The organism is Acinetobacter sp. 22301 (genome assembly GCF_052045285.1).
Classification (GTDB): domain Bacteria; phylum Pseudomonadota; class Gammaproteobacteria; order Pseudomonadales; family Moraxellaceae; genus Acinetobacter; species Acinetobacter pittii.
This window is the reverse complement of sequence record NZ_JBQEOR010000003.1, coordinates 220,370-243,115: the sequence shown is the minus strand read 5'-3', so window position 1 is coordinate 243,115 and position 22,746 is coordinate 220,370. Positions and strand designations below refer to the sequence as shown.

The following is a 22,746-nucleotide window of genomic DNA, read 5'->3' as shown; positions in this document are numbered from 1 at the left end:
TCATTCTCCTATCTTAGGATACTTAGGTGAAGTCCAACGAGGGCTCCTTCACTACCTGATAAAATGCCTGCTCCAATTGCTGAACCGGAAGTTGCCAACCGCTTTGCTGTACTTTATGACAGGCTTGTACGCCCATTTCTCTAAGTTGTTTTACTGAAGGAAGCTGATAAATTTGTTGTATAAAGTGGTTTTTTTGTCCAAGTGGGCTTAACCAGCCATTCACACCATGTGTTAAGTATTGATGTGCACATGCATAATCATACGCTATAACTGGTAAACCGCTTGCCATTGCCTCTAAAACTACGTTACCAAACGTTTCAACTTGACTCGCAAATACGAATACATCTGCACTCGCATAGGCAGCCGCCAAATCTTGACCTCTCAGACTTCCGGTAAAGATAACACCCTTCGCTTCAGGTAGTGACTTTAAACGAGCAAAATCTGGGCCATCTCCTACAATTACTAATTTAGTTTTATGTGGCTGAATGGTTTGTAGGTTCGCATAACTTTCAATGAGAACTTGCACTTCTTTTTCGGGAGACAAACGCCCCACATAAAGCATAACGCGAGTATTCTCATTAGCATCCCATTGTTTTCGCAAATTTTCAGAGCGATGCTTCGGTGAAAATCTGGTCGTATCTACGCCACGTCCAACAACAACCAGTGGACAAGTAATACCAAAACCGCGTAATGCTTCTTGAGTATCTTTACTCGGCACACAAGTTACTTGAGTGTTATTGTGAAACCAGCACAGGTATTTTTGAATCGGTTTGACTAAAAAAGCCAAATCGAAGAAACGACTAAAGTCTTGAAATGGTGAATGAAAGCCGCTCGAAACAGGAATAGCTTTTGCCTTAGCAGCCTGCATGGCGGTTAAACCTAACGGCCCTTCAGTCACGATGTGCACGACATCTGGCACAAACTTTTCAAAAGCTTTCGATACTTTTAAATATTGTGGCCAACCAAATTGTAAAGTTGGATATTTTGGAATAGCTTGTGACATCACCAGACATTCTTGCTCTGGCGTAAAGTCATGACATTTCGCTTTTTGCTCTGGGCGAATCAGTAAAATCTTATGCCCCTGTTTTTGTAAACCTTGGCATAACTGTAATAATGATAGTGCCACACCATTGATTTCGGGTGGCCAAGTTTCCGTCACAATCGCAATTTTTAAACGTGGGCGCACCAGATCATGCAATGAATGTGCATTAGATAGCTGCTGCTTTTGTTTAAAAAAGAATTGGAAGCTTTCAGGAAGTTGCTGTTGTTTTAATAGTGCTGTCGCATATGAACTTTGCATAGCGCCATCCATCAATGTATTTATTTTCATGCTTAAAGATTAAGCAATTTTTTTGACATTTTGATGATAAATGCATGACAGTTTACTGACATGAAAAATAAAAAAAGCACACTGATGACAGCATGCTTTTTCTTAAATTCTAGTAACTCTTAGCGATTTTGCAATTTTGCATAATCCATGAGTACATTAGCAGCTTCAGTCACAAAAGTTTCCTCTTCAGGTAACGCTGGACGTTGAGATGCTTTCATTTTAGCGCGAGATTCAGCTAGAGCGTCTAATGAAGCTTGATAGCTTTCCCAGTTTGCAAAAGGCTTTTGACCCGTTGCAGCACGGCGCTCATTCTCTGCATCTAAAGTTTGTTTCTCTAAACCAAGTAATTCAGCACGGCGCTTATCAATATCAAGTACTACTTGTTTTTGATCACTCGTCACCTTAGCAATCGCAGTACGTTTATTTAGATATTTAAACTGAGCGTCATTGCCAACACGTTGTTCAGAGAATTGGGACAACTTTGTCACATAAGGTTGAACAGAACCTTCGCGCTTAAATGGTGCAGTAGGAATTGTGTCCCACTTCAATGCATTCTTCGATTTACGCTCACCAAACTCTTCGTTATAGATATCAACGAGTTTAATGTCTGGCACTACACCTTTATTTTGTGTACTACCGCCAGTAATACGATAGAACTTACGCTGAGTTAAAGTCGCTTGACCATATGCCAGAGTATCAAGTTGTACCTGAGCTGTACCCTTACCAGTGGTTGTACTACCAATAATAATACCGCGCTCATAATCTTGAATTGCAGCAGAGTAAATCTCACTTGCTGACGCCGATGCCAAGTTCACCAATACTGCGAGTGGACCTGTATAAATTTGCTGACCGCCATCGTTATCTTCAAACACGCTTACGTTGCCATTGCCATCACGAATTTGTACAACTGGACCAGATTTAATCACCTGTCCCAACATACGTGCAACTTCTTCTAATGAGCCACCCGGGTCATTACGTAAGTCAATAATAATACCTTCTACTTTCTTCGCTTTTAGCGCTTCAAAAGCATTTGCGGTATCTTCAGAAACCGAACGATATTGTTTACCCGCACGACGTGAACGATAGTCAAAATAGAACGATGGAATTTCAATTACGCCCAACACATGCTTTTTACCCTCACGTGTCACTTCAACTGTGCGTGAACGAACACCAGCATCTTCTTCTTGAATAACATCGCGTACTAAAGTCACATTACGAGCCTGACTCATTGATGCGCCAGCACCAAGAAGTTTTAGCGTGACTTTCGTTCCGCGCTTACCACGAATAAGCCCAACAATTTCAGAACTTGTCCAGCCAATCACATCAATCATTTTCTCGCCTTCTTGAGCGACACCAATGATTCGATCTCCTGATTTCACTTGACCAGACTTACTTGCAGGGCCACCTTCTACAATGGTTTCAATTTTGGTGTAATCTTCGTTGCCACGTTCTGGACGAATCGACACACCAATACCTTCAAGCTGCAAGGTAGTTTGGCGATTAAGTTCTATCGCATCAATTGGCGGGTAATAGTTACTATGTGGATCATAAGTTGCCAACATTGCATTTAATGTTTTATCCAAGACGTCATCGCTTTTCACACGACTAATTCTTTCAAGCTGACGCGTATAACGTTTAGTTAACGTTTGGGCTGGCGTTAAATCTTCTGGGCCAGTTAAGTCTTGCCCATTTGCAAGTGAAGGATTCTCTTTAAGCGCTTTTTGCTTCGCCTGCTCTTCTTCACGGCTAATGGTTAAGTTGATTAACTGTGAAACCAACATTTTTCGCCAATGATTCTGTTGCTCAGCAGTCGTTCTAAAATACGGTGCTTTTTCACGATCAACTTCAATATAACTATTTGGCTGCTTTAAATTTTGCTGTTGTTTTAACTCAGCTAACATGAACTCATAAAATTGTTTTAAGCGTTCACGATATTGCTGATGAATTGCAAACGGTCCAGTTAAATTCCCCGCTTTTAATGAAGCACCAAAATTTGAACCATATAGCTTTTTATAATTTTGAACTTCAGAATCTAAAAATAGTGAGTGATCTGGATCAAGACTATCTAAATACATATCTAGAATACGATTTGATGTGGTCGCATCCAAACGCATATTTAAATAATGTTGACGATCAACTAAAGTTGCCAGTTGGCGAGCCACCAAAGCCTGTTCTTGCGTTGGCTGGATTGATTGAGAAACCGCAGCAGTATTGGTTGCCGCTCTCGCTTCATTCATCGTATGAGAGAAGAATAAACCGCCAGTCGCGATCGCTACTGCACAAGCTATAGTTTGAAGTTTCATAAATTTTTAATACTTCCTTGGGTGTTCCTATCTTACACGCTCTGTTTTCGATATGAACTAAGCAGATTCAAAATCTTAACCAACTAAATTGTTTATACCGTGTAGTTTTATCATATTCTGTACTGACAAAATGTAGCAAAACATTGCAAAATTCGCTTATTGTTTTTCAATCAAAATTCAAATGGAACCAATATGATTGGCGCATTGATGCTGGACATCGCCGGCACAGAACTTACTCAAGAAGATATTGAACTATTACGCGCTCCGCAAGTCGGTGGCATGATTTTATTTGCACGAAATATTGAATCTCCACAACAAGTGCGTGCTTTAACCGACCATATGCGTCAAATTCGCCCAGATATTTTGATTGCTGTTGACCAAGAAGGTGGCCGAGTTCAGCGACTAAGATCAGGTTTTACCTTATTACCAGCCATGGGCCGTTTCGGAGAGTTGTGTTTAACTCAACCACAAAAAGCACTTCAGCTAGCTGAACAGTGCGGCTGGTTAATGGCAACTGAAGTTCTTGCTGTCGGTATCGATTTTAGTTTTGCACCAGTTCTAGATCTGAATGCAATTAGTGACGTGATTGGTGACCGTGGCTTCTCTAAAAATATTGATGATATTGCTCCACTTGCCGGCGCATTTATGCAAGGCATGAAAAAAGCTGGAATGGCAAACACGGGCAAACACTTCCCAGGCCACGGTTCTGTAAAAGCTGACTCGCATGTTGCAGCTGCAATCGACAGCCGTAGCTATGATGAAATTTATAACCACGATATGCAAAGCTTCATTAAGCTTATGCCTCAGCTTGATGCGCTCATGCCAGCACATGTGATTTATGAGCAAGTTGACCCAAATCCAGCAGGTTTTTCACCTTTCTGGATTCAAGAGGTTCTACGCAAACGTTTGAATTTTAATGGCGTACTTTTCTCTGATGACTTAAGCATGCAGGCTGCTTGTGTCGCTGGGGGTGCAGATGCGCGTATTCAGGCTGCTCTAGCGGCTGGGTGTGACATGGGACTAGTGTGTAATGACCGAAGTGCAGCCTGTACAGCACTCGAAGGTATTACAAACTTAGAACTACCAAACCAAGAGCGTTTAGAACGCATGCGCGGCCAAATTCCACAAATTCAGATCGGTGAAACCTTATCGCTTGGAAATGAGTGGCAAGCTGTCAAAACAGCCATTGAAGAGTTTAAAAATTCGATTTAAGTTAGTAAAAATTTTAATTGGCTACAAAAACCTATTCACTATCTGATACGCGGTTAAGTCATACGCAACCTGCTCATCTGCTGAAGGATATTGATTGCTTCAATATATTTGATAGATTCAGAAAGTGAACAGGTTTTGCGTATGACAATGGTTTTAGTTACTTTTCCCGAAAGAAAAGTAACTCCAACTGAAAGTTCATCCCAAAATGCTAACCTAATTCACAGGACTCCGTCATGCAGGTTCATTCAACATCAATGCAGTAAAAATTCTTCATTTTTATAAATAATGAAGATCACACAAAAACAATAAATCGAGTTCAGGACGAATGACACAACAACTTTCAAAACACCGCCACATCTCTTTTACAGCCCACTATACAGGCTACATCTGGTATCAAATGGGGATTTCTCATGAAGCTCTTGCCACAACGAAAGGCAAGTCACTGGCGTATTTGGTTCACCCGCTAGAATCATGGGCAGAGAAATATGTGGGTGGCAGCATGCGCAGCACACTAAAACAACGCCACATCATGCTTGATCATCATTTAGAACAACTCATTCAAGAAAATCCTGATTTACAAGTTTTAGAAATAGCATGCGGATTATCGCCACGTGGCTGGTGGTTTAGGCAACATTACCCTTCGATTACCTATCGGGAGCTTGATTTGCCCGATATGGCACAAACCAAACAAAATGCGTTACAGCAAATTGAAAAAAATGCACCTGAAATCTTATCAGTTGATTTATTTACAGAAGCTTTTGCTCAGGCATTTGAAGTGTTTGACCCGAACCGTCCACTGGTTGTAATCAGTGAAGGCTTGATTAACTATTTTGATAAAGATTTATTAAAACAACTGATTCAGTCAATTGCGCACCATGGTTCGTCTTTTAAAAATTTTCACTATTTAACTGATCTCTACCCTGAACCAGTAAAAAACAAACTTGCCAGTATTATCTGGAATAGCAGTAAATTATTGAAATTAATGTCTCGAAGCTCGTTTAGTTTTCACTTCAAAAGTCCACAAGAGGTTAAGGACTTTTTTAAAGACACGGAGTTTCAGCAGGTGAATGTGGAACAACCTCAAATATTCTTTGGGCAAGTTTCTCAAGATAGCCATGAAGAGCATTTAGGCGATTTAGTCTGGACTATTCACGCGCAAATAAAATAATAAATATAAAAAATGGAAGCTCGAAATAAACGAGCTTCCATCTATAACTATATTATTAAGCTGCTTGTTTTTGACGAGCAATAAAACGGCTTAACCGATCAGCAAGCTCAAAACTACCATGTTTAAATAAAGCTCGAATACCCTGCGCTGTACTTTCAAAAATTAAGCACTCAATTGCAAAACGACCTTCTTCATCTTCTAAATGCAGTGCCAAATCACGTGGATGATCATTCACAAAATCAAGCTGAGAAACATCATCCATTTTTAAATACATACCAAAGAAAGTCACATCAACAATCGTCACTGGCACTTCTGTTTTATATTCACGGTGGCTCAGTTTAGTTTTAGGTTGCAAAACTGGAACTCGCTCCTCACCACGGCGCTCCATGTTTTGCATTTGTTCACGTGTCATAGGAATAATACCATCCAAATTGTGGATAGATTCACCTTTCAAGAATGAAGTGAACAAACTCATGGTTTCTTTACGACGCTGGAGCTGTGGCACATGATCAGCGTTTGCAATAAGTGCAAATTCCATATCTGGACATTGCAAAGCAAAATTGGCATTTTCATGAGGCAGAGTAAAACTGTCGTACTGCCCTGCTGCAACCAGCGTTTTGCACTCTGGAATAGGTACATCTGTTAAACGCAAAAGACGATTACAGTTAATTTCATAACGTTCTCGCTCAGTCCCCGTAAACTCGGCCATTTGTCTAAAAAATAACTTCTTAGCGGTTGGTGACATACGAGTTTTATCTAATTTTGCATGATTAACTAAATACAAAATAACAGCTTGCCCAAACTCTTCCATGCGGTTTTCTTGCATGAGTTTGAGCGACTCTTCCAAAATCATTCGCCAACTTTTACGAGTCTTTTGCATAACTCCCATCAAGATCATACGATCCATCAAATCTGGGCGGTGATGAGCAAAACAAGAGGCAATCACGGACCCTAAAGACATTCCCATTACAGAAACTTTTTGTATTCCAACGATATCTAACCAACGTCCTAACATTTCAGATAAATCAGGAAGTTCTAAAGTACCCGCAGATACTCCTGTGTCGCGATTAGTAATTTGCTGATTTGCACCCATCGAAGGTAAATCAATTAAAATAACCGGACCACTTTCAAACAATTGTTCAACACAATATTTATAAGAATTAAAATTCTGGAAAGCACCACCAACAATCACAATCGGTGTTTTGTGAATCGTTTTAGGATCGGCAATTGCCATATATTCAATTTTCCAACCGTCAATCCATGTTGTACGAGCAGGTTGTTTAAAACTATCTCTATGGTAGATATCGAAAAAGCCAAAACCGGCATAAGCTTGGTTGATCTCCGAATCCATTTGAATAATGGAATTCATATCCTTGCTTCCTCCTTGCTGTAATTTTTTTATGCTGCAAGAGTTCCTTCTTGAACACGTAATCTTTTATGCACAAAACTTTAAAATTTGTATTAGTTTGTATTGCACAATAACATTCTAAACAATTGTCTGAAATATACGCAATCGCTGAAATGACCGCTCATCTTGTTTAAGTCGCTAATAGTTTGCAAAATATTTAAATGTTTTTTTATGGCGGTCACATTTTTCAAAAAAAGCCATTCATTGTTCCGCATTTGACTGCTACTATCTTACTCATTGGTAAATGATTAAAAAATGCTATGCAAGATTCAATTGAACAATATATGCAAAAAGTTGGGCAACAAGCACGCGAGGCCTCACGCGTCTTAACAAGTGCTTCTACCTCACTAAAAAATCATGCACTCTCTGCTATTTATACTGCTTTGGAAAATAATCAAGCAGCAATCTTGGCGGCGAATCAAATCGACATGGATAAAGGTCGTAGCAATCAGCTCGACAGTGCCTTACTTGATCGTCTTGAGCTTACGCCCGCACGCTTTAAAGGGATGTTGCAAGGTTTAAAAGATGTGATCGCGCTTGTCGATCCAATTGGGGAAATTACCGATCTTGCATATCGCCCCACAGGCATTCAAATTGGAAAAATGCGTGTACCTTTAGGTGTAGTGGGTATGATTTACGAATCACGTCCAAACGTAACACTTGAAGCTGCATCTTTAGCGATTAAATCAGGCAATGCCATTATTTTACGCGGTGGTTCAGAAGCACTCGAGTCAAATAAAGCAATCGCAGAAGCAATTAAGCATGGTTTAAAAGTTGCTGGTTTACCTGAGCATTCAGTACAAGTCATTGAAACTTCTGACCGTGCAGCTGTTGGTCACCTCATCACGATGGCTGAATATGTAGATGTAATTGTTCCACGTGGCGGTAAAAGCTTGATTGAGCGCGTAACCAACGAAGCGCGTATTCCGGTGATTAAACATCTTGATGGTAACTGCCATGTATTTGTTGAAGCACAGGCAGACTTGCAAAAAGCATTACCAATTACTTTAAATGCCAAAACACATCGTTATGGCGTTTGTAATGCGATGGAAACGCTGCTTGTTGATGAAAAAATTGCAGACGTTTTCTTACCACGCATTGCCGAACTATATGCTGAAAAACAAGTTGAGTTACGCGGCTGCCCAGAAACACGCCGTATTTTGGGTGCCTCTGTAAAACCTGCAACAGAAGAAGATTGGTACACCGAATATTTAGGGCCAATTCTTGCTGTTAAAGTGGTTAGCGGTATTGATGAAGCAATTGACCATATTAACAAATATGGTTCACATCACACCGATGCAATTGTGACTGAAAACTATACTTTGGCTCGTCAGTTCTTGGCTCGTGTAGATTCAAGTTCAGTTGTAATCAATGCTTCAACTCGTTTTGCTGATGGTTTTGAATATGGCTTAGGGGCAGAAATTGGTATCTCTACAGATAAAATCCATGCCCGCGGTCCTGTTGGCTTAGAAGGCTTAACTTCTCAAAAATGGATTGTGTTAGGTGACGGTCAAATTCGTCAATAATTAATCTATGAGTTCAAACAAAAACGCCTGATCAATTTCAGGCGTTTTTTATTATTCAAGTTATTAATTAGAAAATAAAGTCGGTATTCACGAATTTAGAATAGTGCTCAGACACCATAGAGGCCAACATGCCTTTGCTATCATCTGTCTGCTTAGCAGCAATCATAGAACGGATAGAGAACGCTCGCAGAGCATCATGCACAGACAATGTACCTTCCGCAGAATCTTTACGACCACCGAACGGGAATACATCAGGGCCACGCTGACATTGACAATTGATGTTTACACGACAGACCTGATGGACCAACGGATCAACTAAATGACCAATTTGCTCAGGGTCACTACCAAAAATACTCACCTGCTGCCCATGATCAGAAGTAGTGACATATTCCAGTACAGTTTCAATGTCATCATAAACAGAGACTGGTATCACTGGACCGAACTGTTCTTCACGATACAGTCTCATCCCCTCAGTCACTGGATAAACTACGGCTGGATAGAACATGGTTTTGCAGAACTCACCACCTTCCGGATTAACTACTTTTGCCCCTTTAGCCACAGCATCTTCAATCACTTCAGTCATGTAGGCCGTACGGTGCATACCTGGTAATGGGGTGATAAATACACCTTTTTCCCACGGCATACCCACTTTAAGTTTGGCCAGTTCAGCCGTTAAGCGGTTAACAAATTCATCGGCTATCGAGCGGTGTACCATCAGCATTTTGAGCGCAGTACAACGCTGACCATTAAATGACAATGCACCCAACAGACACTCTTTCACTGTCAGATCCAAATCAGCATCTGGCAGAATAATAGCGGCATTCTTCGCATCTAGCCCCAAAATCGCACGCAGACGGTGAGATTTAGGATGTTGCTTCTTCAAATGATCAGCTACTTTACTAGAACCAATCAGTGCCAGTACATTAATTTGCCCAGATGCCAGTAGATGGGGTACCACTAGAGAACCTGGTGCATAAATGGTATTGATCACACCTTTTGGAAATGAATCACGGAACGCTTCTAGTAACGGTTCAAACAACAATGTCCCAAATTGAGGTGGTTTGAAGATGATCGTATTCCCCATCAGCATGGCTGGGATCAGAGTCGCAAAGGTTTCGTTCAGTGGGTAGTTGTATGGTCCCATACACAACACGACACCTAATGGAGTACGACGGATTTGTCCAATCGTACCTTCAGCAATTACAAAGCGGGAGTTGGCATTATCCAAATCTTTCAGGGCATCAATCGTTTGACGCATGTAGGTAATCGTACGGTCAAATTCTTTCTCTGAATCCGCCAAGCTTTTGCCAATTTCCCACATGATCAGCTTAATAATTAGATCTCGCTGTTCCACCATGCGCTGAATAAATTTTTGCATACAGGCAATGCGCTCACCAACCTTCATCATAGGCCATTCGCCACGACCATTGTTGTAAGCCCTTACCGCTGCCTCTAGTGCTTCATCGCTTTCTTTTTCGCCCATGACCGGATAACTACCAAGTTCAACTTGCTCTAGGCTACCGTCAGGCTGCTGAATCCAGATTGGAGATAATGTTTTCTTGGTTGCACCAGCCCATAGCTTCAACTCACCATCCACGAGTGAGACACGCTGATGAATTTGGGAGGGCAGACGCACACTTTCAGGAATACTGTCTACTACTGGGAATTTAAGCTGTAGATTATTTAACTGATTCATTCTTCTTAATACCTTATTATTCGTATGTCTTTTATATATTCCCGAACTCGCCACTGTAATCAGGTTTTATTCGGGTCAATATCACTATTATTATCCGTACTCACCTTGCTTGAACCGTAAACCACAAGGTGAATATCTTAAAGCGTTGGTAATCTTTCTAGATGAATTTACCCCCGACACACACTATCAGTCACCCCTAGCTTCTGGATGACTTGTTCAATGATCTGTTCTGGTGTGAGAGCAATATCAATAGCAATTGCTTCATTCACATCAGGTTCCTCTAATGTGTCTAGCTGTGTTTGTAGCAACGCTGGGTCAAAAAAATGACCTGATCTTTCTGCAAGTCGTTGCTGTAATAACTCATAAGAACCTTTTAAGTAGACAAACTTAACATTTTGGTCCTGCCCTCTTAAAATATCGCGATACATGCGTTTTAAAGATGAACATGTAAATACAGCTGTTTCACCGTCTCTTTGTTTGGTTTCAATGACCTGACGAATTGCTTGTAACCATGGCAAGCGGTCTTCATCAGTTAAGGGAATGCCTTGACTCATCTTACTTTTATTTGCAGCTGAATGAAGCGTATCGCCATCAAGGAACTCACAAGCCAAACGCTCTGATAACAATTCACCAATTAGGGTTTTACCTGTTCCACAGACACCCATTGCAATCACAATCATGGATTACTCACCTTTAATTATAAAATAGTGCTAAGCAGTAGCGTGAAAGATAAACCCAACACTGAAATGATCGTTTCTAATACTGACCAAGTCTTGAGTGTCTGCCCTACTGTCATACCGAAATATTCTTTGATTAACCAGAATCCTGCGTCATTTACATGTGAGAAAACTAATGAACCTGAACCTGTGGCAAGTACTAAAAGTTCTGGCCTAACTGCGACACCCGCCGTAGCTGCAATTGGAGCGACAATACTACACGCTGTAGCCATAGCCACCGTTGCCGATCCTGTTGCCAAACGAATCAGTGCTGCAACAAACCAGCCTAACAATAACGGCGATAAATTTGCCTTCAACGCTGTAGAAACAATCTCATTAGAAATACCGGTGTCACGCAAAATGCCACCAAAACCACCACCAGCACCTACAATCAACATAATCCCAGCAATAGAAGCTAAACACCCGCCACAGAATTTTTCAATTTGTTCACGGTTAAAGCCCTGCATCGTACCGAAAGTAATAAAACTGACCAGTACAGCAATAAGCAATGCGATATCAGAAGTACCAATGAAACGTAGCAAATCATTTGCGAAAGTCTGTGGTGCAAAGAATAGATCAGCCCAGCTACCGATCAACATCAATACTACAGGCAGCATAATTGTGAATAAGGTAATCCCAAAGCTTGGTAATTCACGTGTCTTACTAGCATCTGCTTCAACAAACTGCTTTGCTAAAGGATTATTTTCAGGCAATTTGACGTATTTATTGATCCAAAGTGCATACAATGGTCCAGCAACAATTGCCGTTGGCACACCCACTATCAGACTATAAGCAATCGTTTTACCGATATCAGCATGATAAGCCTGTACTGCCAACAATGCTGCTGGATGTGGTGGAATTAAGCCATGCACAACCGACAAACCTGCAACCATTGGCAAGCCCACAACCAGTAAGGATTTGCCTGTTCGCTTCGCAATGTTGAATGCAATTGGAATGAGTAGAACGAAACCTACTTCGAAAAATACGGGAAGCCCAACAATAAGGGCAATAAACATCATGGCCCAGTGAATATTTTTCTCACCAAACCACTTAATTAAAGTAATCGCTATTCGCTCTGCGCCACCAGACTCGGCCATCATTTTACCGAGCATCGTTCCTAGTGCGATTACAATCGCGAGGTGACCTAAGGTTTTACCTGTACCGGCTTCATAAGACTTAACAATATCACCCATTGGCATGCCAACAGCCAAGGCTAAACCGAGTGAAACAATAATGAGAACTAAAAATGGATAAATTCTAAACTTCGCGATCATGACCACTAAAGCAATAATCGCGATTACAGTGTAGATCAGTAACATGCCACCCTGAACCGTCTCCATGGGACACTTCTCCTTGGAATAATTATTTAGGCACACTGCCTAAACAAGGGTCTTTAACCACAGTAATTCCTACTGTTAAGACATTAAATTTTTATATTTAGGTGTGACCAGCACAAACTGGTCACATCAATACAGCCTTTAAAGCACATAAAATGCACTTCATTTTTTATAAATATCGACTACATCTACGGTGCTCTCAACTGACTCGCGATTTGTGCCAAGCGAGTAATTTCAGCCCAGTCTTGGGCAGCTACAGTAGCTTTAGGTGTTAACCATGAACCACCTACACAAACCACGTTAGGTTGCTTTAAGAAATCCGGTGCTGACTCTGCAGTAATTCCACCTGTAGGGCAAAAGCGTAAGTTTGGAAATGGACCATAAAATGCTTTTAGCATCTCAACGCCACCTGCTTGTTGAGCTGGGAAGAACTTCACAATGTCATAACCTAATTCAATCGCTTGAATCAGGTCACTTGGTGTCATCACACCAGGCAATAGAGGTAAACCAGCATCTTGCGCAGCCAAATGTAGGTCTTTAGTTAAACCAGGAGATACCCCAAATTGAGCACCTGCTTTTTTAGCTTGAGCACAGTGTTCTGGCTTAGTAATCGTACCTACACCCACCACAATGTCATCAGCTAATTGACTAGCACGCTCAATAGCAGCAAGACCAGCAGCGGTACGCAATGTAATCTCAAGAACTTTCACGCCACCTGTATGTAAAGCACGTGATACATCCTCACCTTGCTCAGCAGAATCAAATGCCAATACAGGAATAACTGGGCCTAATTTGAGGATATCTTCAATTTTAATCATTATTTTTCAGTTCCTTTGACTCAAATCTGCTCTGGTGAATTTTCACCAACTAATGCACCAAATACAGATGCCCCATGTTCAGCTGGCGCAGCAGCAGCACGGAAAACACCAAATAATTCACGGCCAAAGCCAACTTCGTTTTCAGCCTGATGTTCTGGCTGTGCAACAGGGCGCGACTGCCATACATCATCATCTATTTCAACATCGAGTACGCCAGCTTCGGCATCAATGATTAACATATCGCCTGTTTGAACTTTAGCAATCGGCCCATTTAGTAAGGCTTCTGGAGATAAATGAATCACCGCAGGAACTTTACCTGAAGCACCAGACATACGCCCATCAGTCACTAAAGCAACGTGGAAACCTTGATCTTGTAAAACACCCAACACAGGCGTCAAACGATGCAATTCAGGCATACCGTTAGCACGCGCACCTTGGAAACGAACAACTGCAATAAAGTCTCGGTGTAACTCACCACGATCAAACGCAGCTTGCACCGCTTCTTGAGAATCAAACACAATTGCGGGTGCTTTAACTTTACGATGCTCTGGCGCAACAGCAGAAATCTTGATTACACCACGGCCAAGGCGACCTTGCATTAAGCGCAAGCCACCATCTGGTTGAAACGGCGCATCAATGCTACGTAAAACTTTGTCATCAAGGCTTTGAACCACACCATCAACCCAAGTGAGCTTGCCATCAATCAGTTTTGGTTCTTTGGTGTAGTGCTGTAAACCTTTACCAGCCACAGTCGTTACGTCGTTATGCAACAAGCCAGCTTCAAGTAAGTTACGAATGAGGAAAGCAACCCCACCCGCAGCTTGGAAATGGTTTACATCGGCCTTACCATTTGGATAGATTTTTGCGAGTAATGGAACAACAGCTGACAACTCATCGAAGTCATCCCAGTCAATCAAGATACCAGCAGCGCGAGCAATCGCAATCAAATGCAAAGTATGGTTGGTTGAACCACCGGTAGCGAGTAACGCCACGATACCATTGATAATGGCTTTTTCATCAATAACATGACCAATCGGTGTATAGTTTCCGCGCTCAACTGTCAAATCAAGTACACGAATCGCAGCTTCTGCAGTAAGTGCATCACGTAATGGTGTATGAGGATGAACGAATGCGGCACTTGGCAAATGCAAGCCCATTACTTCCATCAGCATCTGGTTACTGTTAGCTGTACCGTAAAAAGTACAAGTTCCTTGTCCATGATAGGCAGCTGACTCAGCTTCTAGCAAAGCATCTCGGCCAACCTGGCCCGTTGCAAATTGCTGACGAATTTTAGCTTTCTCATCGTTAGATAACCCGCTGGTCATTGGGCCAGCTGGCACAAAAATAGTAGGTAAATAGCCAAACTGCAAAGCACCAATGAGCAAGCCCGGTACGATCTTGTCACAAACACCCAGACATAAAGCTGCGTCAAACATGTTATGAGACAATGCAATCGCTGTACTCATCGCAATGGTTTCACGAGAGAACAATGACAGTTCCATGCCAGCATTACCTTGGGTAATACCGTCACACATCGCAGGCACACCACCTGCAAACTGTGCCACGCCGCCATTCTCACGAGCGGCTGTTTTAATTAAATCTGGAAATGTTTTATACGGTGCGTGAGCCGACAGCATTTCGTTGTATGAAGATACGATGCCAATATTTGGTTCACGGCCTACTTTAATAATTAATTTTTCATTATCGTCCATACTGGCAAAACCATGAGCCAGATTGGCACATGAAAGTGCTCCACGAGCAGGAAATTTGCCTTGTGCATGTTCAATACGTTGTAAATATGCAGAACGAGTTTTTTGACTACGTGCGATTACACGCTCGGTCACTTTTGCCAATACTGGATTCGGCAAGTCCATGCTGGACGCTCCTGTACAACCGGATAAGCCGGAACATAAAAATAGACCAAATGATATATTTCATCATCATTTGATAAGGGGAAGGAACAATATTATTAAGGCAAAAAGCGACATGCAAGCCCTAGTCAATTTTACGGTAATACCCGAGCATGGTTATTAAATACAAATTATGTTTAAGTTTTAAACAAGAAGCTGGTTTTATTTTTGACTATATTTACTGGTATATTAGCTTCTAATAACTACGAGAAAATTCTCATAATATCAAAGCAATAAAATATTCTTATAAATGTATTTATACCGGCTTTTTTATACTAAGTTTTATATTAAAAATGTTTATGATTTATATATTTTAACCTATATATAAACGATTAAAATTTAATTTCATTTACGTATATTATTTGTAATACTCCCCTATAGTTTGATTAAAATAACAGCACTTCTTTTTTCTTAAAAAATTTATACCAAATATTTGAAAAATACATTAAATAGAAATTTACCTTTCATAAATATATACAAAAAACTCGTTTCTACACGTATAAAAAAACAAGGAATACAGTGGTTAAGCTTTATACTGGACAAATGTTAGTTACAAATAATTTGATGGTCGATAGTGCTTAAGTCTAATGGGCTAAAGTCTATCTTGGACAGAAAAACAACACATGTTAAAACATGACAACCCGTTCAATCTGTATCGAAAAATAATACATGTTGAACAGGAAGTTAGGAAAACTATTTTAAATCAGGACTTGGGTATTTCAACGTGGCTACATCAGTATTAGTTATCAATTGCGGCTCTTCATCTATTAAATACGCACTGGTTTCAGAGCGTCGTGAAGATCGTATTTACGGTTTAGCAGAAAACTTGGGGGCAGCTGATGCTCGTATTAAGGGAATTACTGTAGGTGGTGAACCACTTGAACTTTCAATCCCTTATGCTGACCATGCCAAAGCTTTAGAAACTTTACTTGCACGTCTTGCCAACTACAAACCGCAAGCAATTGGACATCGTGTTGTACACGGTGGTAGTTTAACCAAAGCAGAATTACTCACTCCTGAAATTATTGAACGTATTCGTGCTGCGACACCTTTAGCCCCACTTCACAACCCAGCACATTTAATTGGTATTGACGCAACCGTACGTCTATTTCCTGAATTACCGCAAGTTGCCGTATTCGACACTGCATTTCACCAAACCATGCCACCGCATGCATACCGTTATGCAATTCCTAAATTTTTATATACTGACCACAACGTCCGCCGTTATGGCTTCCATGGTACAAGCCACGCCTATGTGTCTGACAAAGCGAGTGAGCTGGCAGGTAACCTGAAAAAAGGTGGATGGTTAACAGCCCACTTAGGAAACGGCAGTTCAACTTGCGCAGTATGGAATGGACAAAGTGTTGATACCTCTATGGGTCTCACTCCACTTGAAGGCGTAGTGATGGGAACACGTAGTGGTGACGTTGATCCAAGCTTACATAGCTTCCTTGCGAAAAACCTCGGTTGGGATTTAGCAAAAATTGATAAAGTTTTAAATAATGAAAGTGGCTTACTAGGTTTATCTCAACTGTCTAACGACATGCGTACAGTGATTGAAGCTGCTGAAAATGGTAATGAAGATGCTAGTCTTGCAATTGAAGTGTTTAGCTATCGCCTTGCAAAATCACTGGCTGCATTAAGCTGTGGCTTACCGACTTTGGACGGTCTAATCTTCACAGGCGGTATTGGCGAAAACTCAGCTTATATTCGTGAAAAAACCTTAGCTTATTTACCTCATTTTGGTTTGCAGCTTGATAAAGATCAAAACAACAACCTAAAACGTGGCACTGAAGGACGAATCGACAATGGAACAGGACCTCAAATTTGGGTCATTCCTACAGACGAGGAAGGCCGTATTGCCAAAGAAACTCGTCAAGTTGTTGAAGCAGCAGAAAATACAGCATCTGTAGCAAGCCTTGCCTAATTAGAGCTTAGCGAAAACTCGATATTCGTTTATTTATAGGTTTATATGAATACAATTTTATTGATTCCTACAGGCGAAGGGGTTGGTTTAACCTCTGCCTGCTTAGGCATGATTTACGCACTTGATTGTAACGGGATTAAAGCAGGCTTTTTAAAACCATTTTCTCAAGAAGACCAAGAACATCTTGACCGAACCACTTCATTATTTGGTCATTTATTTCAAAGTAAAACTGTTCAATCTATTTCGCATGAAAAATTAACTCAGCTTATTGCCGCTGGGGAAGTAGATGAATTACTTGAAGAAGCTGTTAGCCTCCACCGTAGCGTTGCAGCAGACCATGATGTCATTATTGTGGAAGGCTTATTACCTAACGGACAAGATCACTTCGCCAGTGAACTTAACGCAAGTCTTGCACAAGCGCTTGATGCAGAAGTCGTATTGGTCAGCACAGCAGATATTCAAAACCCGAAAAAAGCCGCAGAAAAAGTAGATGCTCATTTACGTCAGTTTGGTGGAGCAACATCAAATCGTACTGCTGGCGTGCTTTTCATGCGTACCCGTGGATTAACTGAAGAAACAGCACAAATTCCTGTTGCATTTGATCCATCGTTACGACCGACTGAAGAAATCGCAAAATTTACGACTGAACTGCAAAAATATAATCGTTATTTTGGTTCTAGTGATTTACCGATTATTGGACTGGTTCCATTTAGTAACACGCTAAGCGTACCTAGAACACTTGATATTGCAAATGTCATTGATGGGCAATGGGTACATCAAGGTGAAGCTAAAACACGTCGAATTTTGCATTCGAGTTTAATTGCTTCAAGCATTGAATATGAACTGAATAAATTTATTGCAGGCGAATTAATTATTAGCGCATCTGAGCGTACCGACGTTTTACTTGCAAGTAGTTTGGCAACCAGCAATGGTATTCCTCTTGCAGGTTTGGTTCTTACCGAAAGAGAAGCGCCAGCACCAGAGCTTTTAGAATTTTGCCAAAGTGCAATTAAACAAGGGTTACCGATTTTACATACCCGTTTAAATACACTTGAAACCGCACAGCGCCTATCTAATTTTGGTAATGAAATTCCAACTGACGATACTGAACGTGCTGAGCAAGTGACTCGATTTGTTTCAAGTCATATTGATGTCGAATGGCTTAAGCAGCACAGCAACAATGCCGCTACCCCTCGCCTGTCGCCATCTGCTTTCCGTCATGAACTGGTGCAAAAATCAATTGCAGCAAAAAAACGAATTGTGTTACCAGAAGGTGATGAACCGCGCACCATTCAAGCTGCGGCAATTTGTCAGGCACGTGGTATTGCTGATTGTATTTTGTTAGCTAAACCAGATGCTGTGCACGATGTTGCCAAAGCACGTGGTATTGAATTACCTGCCGAATTGGCAATTGTCGACCCCGATAGTATTCGTAACCAATACGTTGCACCAATGGTTGAGCTACGTAAAGGTAAACTCAACGAGCTTCAAGCGAAAGAACAACTTCAAGATACCGTAGTGCTTGGCACCATGATGTTAGCCTTAGATCAAGTCGACGGTTTAGTTTCAGGTGCGGTACACACCACAGCAAATACGGTCCGCCCAGCATTCCAGCTCATCAAGACAGCACCTGAATATTCACTGGTTTCATCAATATTCTTTATGCTTTTGCCAGATGAAGTTTATGTATATGGCGACTGTGCGATTAATCCAGATCCAACCGCAGAACAACTTGCTGAAATTGCAATTCAGTCGGCTGACTCAGCGAAAGCTTTTGGAATTGATCCGCGTATTGCCATGATCAGCTACTCAACTGGTACTTCTGGAACAGGTGCTGATGTTGAAAAAGTACAGCAAGCAACTCAAATTGCTCAGCAACGTCGCCCGGATTTACTGATTGATGGTCCACTTCAATACGATGCAGCTTCCGTTGAAAGTGTGGGACGTCAAAAGGCACCTGACTCACGTGTTGCTGGCCGTGCCAATGTATTTATTTTCCCAGATTTAAATACGGGTAATACCACTTACAAAGCAGTACAGCGTGCTGCAAATGTTGTGAGCGTTGGACCAATGCTGCAAGGCCTCAACAAACCAGTCAATGACTTGTCTCGTGGAGCATTGGTAGATGACATCGTCTTTACCATTGCGTTAACGACAATTCAGGCAGAGCAGCAAGCCGCTGCCAAATAATTAATAAATTCGCCTTTACTACCTCTCGCCATTTGATATCCGCTCAAATGGCTTTTTTTATTTTAGTCATTAAAAATAAATAATTTTCCGATTTCTCTCTTTTAAATCTCATCAATATGTTCTTATGCGACTTTCGGTCAAAAGATCAACCAATCTCCCACAACACTGTCTTTTTGTCATATAATTTAGCCCGCTAGCTAACAGCCCGCTCAAGAGATTTTCTGGTATGACAACGATTATCAAACAAGATGACTTGATTACATCGATCAAGGACGCCCTACAGTTTATTTCGTACTATCACCCGCAAGACTTTATCCAAGCGATGAGCCGTGCTTATGATCGCGAAGAAAACAAAGCCGCAAAGGATGCAATTGCACAGATTCTAATTAACTCTCGCATGTGTGCGGAAGGTCATCGTCCAATTTGCCAAGATACTGGTATTGTTAACGTTTTCCTTGAAGTGGGCTTAGATGTTAAATTTGATTTAACGATGAGCTTAGACGATGCAGTAAATGAAGGGGTTCGCCAAGGTTACCTTGAAAACAGCAACGTTCTTCGTGCATCTGTACTTGCCGACCCTGCATTTGGTCGTAAAAATACAAAAGATAATACCCCTGCTGTAATTCACTACAAACTCGTTCCGGGTAACAAAGTAGATATTACTGTTGCTGCTAAAGGTGGCGGTTCAGAAAACAAATCTAAACTTGCGATGCTTAACCCATCTGATTCGATTGTTGACTGGGTTCTTAAAACTGTTCCAACTATGGGTGCAGGTTGGTGTCCTCCTGGTATGCTCGGTATTGGTATTGGTGGTACTGCTGAAAAAGCCATGATGCTTGCTAAAGAAGCACTCATGGAAGAAATCAACATGGACGAATTACTTCGCCGTGGGCCAGAGAACAAAATCGAAGAGCTTCGTATCGAAATCTTTGAAAAAGTAAACGCACTTGGTATTGGCGCACAAGGTCTTGGCGGTTTAACGACTGTTCTTGATATTAAAATTAAAGATTACCCATGTCATGCTGCTGGTAAACCAGTAGGTATGATTCCTAACTGTGCTGCTACTCGTCATGCTCACTTCCAGCTTGATGGTACAGGTGTAGCTCATATCCAAGCACCAAAACTTGAAGACTACCCTTCTGTAACTTGGGACTCTTCACAGTCTAAACGCGTAAACCTTGATACCATTACTCAAGAAGAAATGGACTCTTGGAAACCAGGTGATACCTTACTTCTTAGCGGAACAATGTACACAGGTCGTGATGCTGCGCACAAACGTATGGTTGAAATGATCGACAATGGTGAAGAATTACCAGTTGATCTTAAAGGTAAGTTTATTTACTACGTTGGCCCTGTTGATCCAGTGGGTGATGAAGTCGTTGGTCCTGCTGGCCCTACAACTGCAACACGTATGGATAAATTCACACGTAAAGTATTAGAACATACTGGTCTATTCGGTATGATCGGTAAAGCTGACCGTGGTCCTACAGCAATTGAAGCAATCAAAGACAACAAAGCAACTTACTTAATGGCAGTTGGTGGTGCGGCTTACCTCGTATCTAAAGCTGTTCGTGAAGCTGAAGTTGTTGCGTTTGCAGACTTAGGTATGGAAGCAATCTACAAATTCGTAGTTGAAGATATGCCTGTTTCTGTTGCAGTTGATGTAAACGGTACTTCAATTCACGCAGTAGCTCCAAAAATCTGGCAAGCGAAAATTGGAAAAATTCCAGTAGTCGATGCAGCAGCTGGCTAATCAAGAAAAGCACCGAATTCGGTGCTTTTTTTATACATTCTTTTTTTATTTTAAAATCTGAAAAGAATTGTAACAATTACTTCGTCAATCTGTGCTATTAATGAAAGCACCCTCTCGCCAAATATTGAATATAGGTCATTTCATGACTATTCGCCCTATTCTTAAAAATCTCTCAATCAGCCTCTGCCTAAGCTGTATTACCACAAGCTTATTTGCCTCTCCTGCCAAATTAAGTTCAGTTAAAGAACTCATGCAAATGAGCCAAATTGATTATCTGCTTAAAGAATCAATTAATGAATTAACACCTTACTATGATCAACAGGCAGAACAAATCGTTAGTAATATCACGGGTATCAAAACTTTAGGTCCAAAAGAAAAAGAGGCCGCGAAGAAGTTAGGTTCTCTCCTAAAAGATTCGAGTAATCAGCTGATTAGCAACCCCAAAACTGCCCAAGCCTTACAGGATATTTACCTAAAGACTTATACTGAAGAGGAAATTCAGGCTAATCTGAAATTTTTAAAAACCCCAGAAGGCCAATCAATTACGCGCAAGAACGTACAGATTATGGGGCAAATTTCAGAATATATGATGGAGTTGGGACAGCAAACATTTAATGACCCTAAAGCACGAGATCATATGCAAGAAGAGATGCTTAAAATTCTTGCACCATTGATGAAAGATAAAGAAAAGTCTTAACTTTTCTTTATCTTTTTGCAGCTCATTACCAAGTTAAAGGATTCCATAATTTAAATGGTTTAATCAGATGTACATCTGATTTTTCATCATATTTGGCTGGCTTTAATTCTTGTGGTTTATGGCGGATCTTTCCTGAAGCATCTTCAGCAACAAAATTATAGCTAGAAGATTTAAGCTCGGTAAATGCTATCTCTCTACGTCCAATATTGTCTTGCATTAACATAAATGGACCAGTATGTTCACTTCGGTCCATTTTATTTTCTTCATCATATTTCAAATAATAAGACGTTCCCGCCTCAACAGTGATATCAATATATTTTGGTTCTTGAAAATGGATACCAAGTAAAGGGCGACTTGCTGAAAGACGATACGTTCCTGCTGGTAACTCAATCCAGTAATAATGATTATGTAATAGACTCGGAATGCGCTTACCATTCACAAAGAGATTAATCGCTGCAATTTCCTGACGATTCCATTTTGTGTCTGGTCGATATAGATAAACTACAGCTGCCTGTTCATTTTGTGGTTTGATTGGAGCAAAAGTCTGACCCAATTTTTGGTTGACCCACCCTCCCACAGTAAAACCGCCTAAATGATATTGATCTAATAAACCAGGTTCTTTTTCAATATCAACTTTAGGTAGAGTCGCGGTCAATTCACTCGGATTTTTTTCTAAATGAGATGAACTTTGACAGCCCACAAATAGTCCGGCACAACACAAAGATACGATTAAATAACGCATGGCATCCCTCAAA

General features: G+C 41.0%; 17 protein-coding genes. 8 read left to right on the top strand and 9 right to left on the bottom strand.

What is annotated here, in order from left to right:
- Positions 1 to 22 precede the first annotated feature (22 nt).
- A complete protein-coding gene (locus ACTJJH_RS07595; RefSeq protein ID WP_440600978.1) occupies positions 23 to 1,312 on the bottom strand; it encodes a glycosyltransferase family 4 protein in 1,290 nt (429 codons plus the stop codon).
- Between the two features lie 137 nt (positions 1,313 to 1,449).
- Positions 1,450 to 3,633, bottom strand: a complete 2,184-nt coding sequence (locus tag ACTJJH_RS07590; RefSeq protein WP_440600949.1) for a carboxy terminal-processing peptidase — start codon at positions 3,631 to 3,633, stop codon at positions 1,450 to 1,452.
- A gap of 192 nt (positions 3,634 to 3,825) precedes the next feature.
- On the opposite strand from ACTJJH_RS07590, the gene nagZ reads away from it, so the two are divergent.
- Together nagZ and ACTJJH_RS07580 are read left to right on the top strand one after the other, a co-directional pair.
- Positions 3,826 to 4,845, top strand: coding sequence for a beta-N-acetylhexosaminidase (nagZ, locus tag ACTJJH_RS07585; protein WP_440600948.1), 1,020 nt, complete (start codon positions 3,826 to 3,828; stop codon positions 4,843 to 4,845).
- Between the two features lie 325 nt (positions 4,846 to 5,170).
- Positions 5,171 to 6,013 (top strand): class I SAM-dependent methyltransferase, encoded by an 843-nt coding sequence (locus tag ACTJJH_RS07580; protein ID WP_372539605.1) that lies wholly within the window; start codon positions 5,171 to 5,173, stop codon positions 6,011 to 6,013.
- Between the two features lie 55 nt (positions 6,014 to 6,068).
- On the opposite strand, the gene ACTJJH_RS07575 is transcribed toward ACTJJH_RS07580, so the two are convergent.
- Positions 6,069 to 7,382, bottom strand: a complete 1,314-nt coding sequence (locus ACTJJH_RS07575; RefSeq protein WP_372539606.1) for an alpha/beta fold hydrolase — start codon at positions 7,380 to 7,382, stop codon at positions 6,069 to 6,071.
- 299 nt (positions 7,383 to 7,681) lie between these two features.
- On the opposite strand from ACTJJH_RS07575, the gene ACTJJH_RS07570 reads away from it, so the two are divergent.
- Positions 7,682 to 8,947 (top strand): glutamate-5-semialdehyde dehydrogenase, encoded by a 1,266-nt coding sequence (locus ACTJJH_RS07570; protein WP_044101247.1) that lies wholly within the window; start codon positions 7,682 to 7,684, stop codon positions 8,945 to 8,947.
- A gap of 67 nt (positions 8,948 to 9,014) precedes the next feature.
- Here ACTJJH_RS07570 and ACTJJH_RS07565 read toward each other — a convergent pair whose 3' ends face one another.
- From ACTJJH_RS07565 to edd, 5 genes are all read right to left on the bottom strand, one after another.
- Positions 9,015 to 10,643 carry an NADP-dependent glyceraldehyde-3-phosphate dehydrogenase gene (locus ACTJJH_RS07565; protein ID WP_440600947.1) on the bottom strand — a complete coding sequence of 543 codons (1,629 nt, stop codon included), beginning with the start codon at positions 10,641 to 10,643 and terminating at the stop codon, positions 9,015 to 9,017.
- Positions 10,644 to 10,810: 167 nt separating this feature from the next.
- On the bottom strand, positions 10,811 to 11,323 hold the full coding sequence (locus tag ACTJJH_RS07560; RefSeq protein ID WP_009390752.1) for a gluconokinase: 513 nt from the start codon (positions 11,321 to 11,323) through the stop codon (positions 10,811 to 10,813).
- 17 nt (positions 11,324 to 11,340) lie between these two features.
- Positions 11,341 to 12,699 carry a GntT/GntP/DsdX family permease gene (locus ACTJJH_RS07555; RefSeq protein WP_016142252.1) on the bottom strand — a complete coding sequence of 453 codons (1,359 nt, stop codon included), beginning with the start codon at positions 12,697 to 12,699 and terminating at the stop codon, positions 11,341 to 11,343.
- 185 nt (positions 12,700 to 12,884) lie between these two features.
- A complete protein-coding gene (gene eda, locus ACTJJH_RS07550) occupies positions 12,885 to 13,514 on the bottom strand; it encodes a bifunctional 4-hydroxy-2-oxoglutarate aldolase/2-dehydro-3-deoxy-phosphogluconate aldolase (RefSeq protein ID WP_276124337.1) in 630 nt (209 codons plus the stop codon).
- Positions 13,515 to 13,534: 20 nt separating this feature from the next.
- Positions 13,535 to 15,388, bottom strand: coding sequence for a phosphogluconate dehydratase (gene edd, locus ACTJJH_RS07545; RefSeq protein WP_057075774.1), 1,854 nt, complete (start codon positions 15,386 to 15,388; stop codon positions 13,535 to 13,537).
- A 659-nt stretch (positions 15,389 to 16,047) separates the two neighbouring features.
- On the opposite strand from edd, the gene ACTJJH_RS07540 reads away from it, so the two are divergent.
- The 5 genes from ACTJJH_RS07540 (at position 16,048) to ACTJJH_RS07520 (ending at position 21,991) form a co-directional block, all read left to right on the top strand.
- On the top strand, positions 16,048 to 16,167 hold the full coding sequence (locus ACTJJH_RS07540; RefSeq protein ID WP_005804223.1) for a hypothetical protein: 120 nt from the start codon (positions 16,048 to 16,050) through the stop codon (positions 16,165 to 16,167).
- Positions 16,149 to 17,351, top strand: a complete 1,203-nt coding sequence (locus tag ACTJJH_RS07535) for an acetate/propionate family kinase (protein ID WP_005066132.1) — start codon at positions 16,149 to 16,151, stop codon at positions 17,349 to 17,351. Before ACTJJH_RS07540 ends, ACTJJH_RS07535 begins: the two co-directional genes overlap by 19 nt.
- Before the next feature lie 45 nt (positions 17,352 to 17,396).
- A complete protein-coding gene (gene pta / locus ACTJJH_RS07530; RefSeq protein WP_440600946.1) occupies positions 17,397 to 19,541 on the top strand; it encodes a phosphate acetyltransferase in 2,145 nt (714 codons plus the stop codon).
- A 226-nt stretch (positions 19,542 to 19,767) separates the two neighbouring features.
- A complete protein-coding gene (locus tag ACTJJH_RS07525; RefSeq protein ID WP_002115045.1) occupies positions 19,768 to 21,294 on the top strand; it encodes a fumarate hydratase in 1,527 nt (508 codons plus the stop codon).
- A 142-nt stretch (positions 21,295 to 21,436) separates the two neighbouring features.
- Positions 21,437 to 21,991 (top strand): DUF2059 domain-containing protein, encoded by a 555-nt coding sequence (locus tag ACTJJH_RS07520; protein WP_002114716.1) that lies wholly within the window; start codon positions 21,437 to 21,439, stop codon positions 21,989 to 21,991.
- Between the two features lie 25 nt (positions 21,992 to 22,016).
- On the opposite strand, the gene ACTJJH_RS07515 is transcribed toward ACTJJH_RS07520, so the two are convergent.
- Complete coding sequence (locus tag ACTJJH_RS07515; protein WP_336031288.1) at positions 22,017 to 22,733, bottom strand: DUF2846 domain-containing protein; 717 nt, start codon at positions 22,731 to 22,733, stop codon at positions 22,017 to 22,019.
- Between the last annotated feature and the right edge of the window lie 13 nt (positions 22,734 to 22,746).

Coding starts and splice junctions, on each gene's coding strand:
- ACTJJH_RS07595 (WP_440600978.1), bottom strand. CDS start 1,312: ATGGATGGCGCTATGCAAAGTTCATATGCGACAGCACTATTAAAACAA.
- ACTJJH_RS07590 (WP_440600949.1), bottom strand. CDS start 3,633: ATGAAACTTCAAACTATAGCTTGTGCAGTAGCGATCGCGACTGGCGGT.
- nagZ (WP_440600948.1), top strand. CDS start 3,826: ATGATTGGCGCATTGATGCTGGACATCGCCGGCACAGAACTTACTCAA.
- ACTJJH_RS07580 (WP_372539605.1), top strand. CDS start 5,171: ATGACACAACAACTTTCAAAACACCGCCACATCTCTTTTACAGCCCAC.
- ACTJJH_RS07575 (WP_372539606.1), bottom strand. CDS start 7,382: ATGAATTCCATTATTCAAATGGATTCGGAGATCAACCAAGCTTATGCC.
- ACTJJH_RS07570 (WP_044101247.1), top strand. CDS start 7,682: ATGCAAGATTCAATTGAACAATATATGCAAAAAGTTGGGCAACAAGCA.
- ACTJJH_RS07565 (WP_440600947.1), bottom strand. CDS start 10,643: ATGAATCAGTTAAATAATCTACAGCTTAAATTCCCAGTAGTAGACAGT.
- ACTJJH_RS07560 (WP_009390752.1), bottom strand. CDS start 11,323: ATGATTGTGATTGCAATGGGTGTCTGTGGAACAGGTAAAACCCTAATT.
- ACTJJH_RS07555 (WP_016142252.1), bottom strand. CDS start 12,699: ATGGAGACGGTTCAGGGTGGCATGTTACTGATCTACACTGTAATCGCG.
- eda (WP_276124337.1), bottom strand. CDS start 13,514: ATGATTAAAATTGAAGATATCCTCAAATTAGGCCCAGTTATTCCTGTA.
- edd (WP_057075774.1), bottom strand. CDS start 15,388: ATGGACTTGCCGAATCCAGTATTGGCAAAAGTGACCGAGCGTGTAATC.
- ACTJJH_RS07540 (WP_005804223.1), top strand. CDS start 16,048: ATGTTAAAACATGACAACCCGTTCAATCTGTATCGAAAAATAATACAT.
- pta (WP_440600946.1), top strand. CDS start 17,397: ATGAATACAATTTTATTGATTCCTACAGGCGAAGGGGTTGGTTTAACC.
- ACTJJH_RS07525 (WP_002115045.1), top strand. CDS start 19,768: ATGACAACGATTATCAAACAAGATGACTTGATTACATCGATCAAGGAC.
- ACTJJH_RS07520 (WP_002114716.1), top strand. CDS start 21,437: ATGACTATTCGCCCTATTCTTAAAAATCTCTCAATCAGCCTCTGCCTA.
- ACTJJH_RS07515 (WP_336031288.1), bottom strand. CDS start 22,733: ATGCGTTATTTAATCGTATCTTTGTGTTGTGCCGGACTATTTGTGGGC.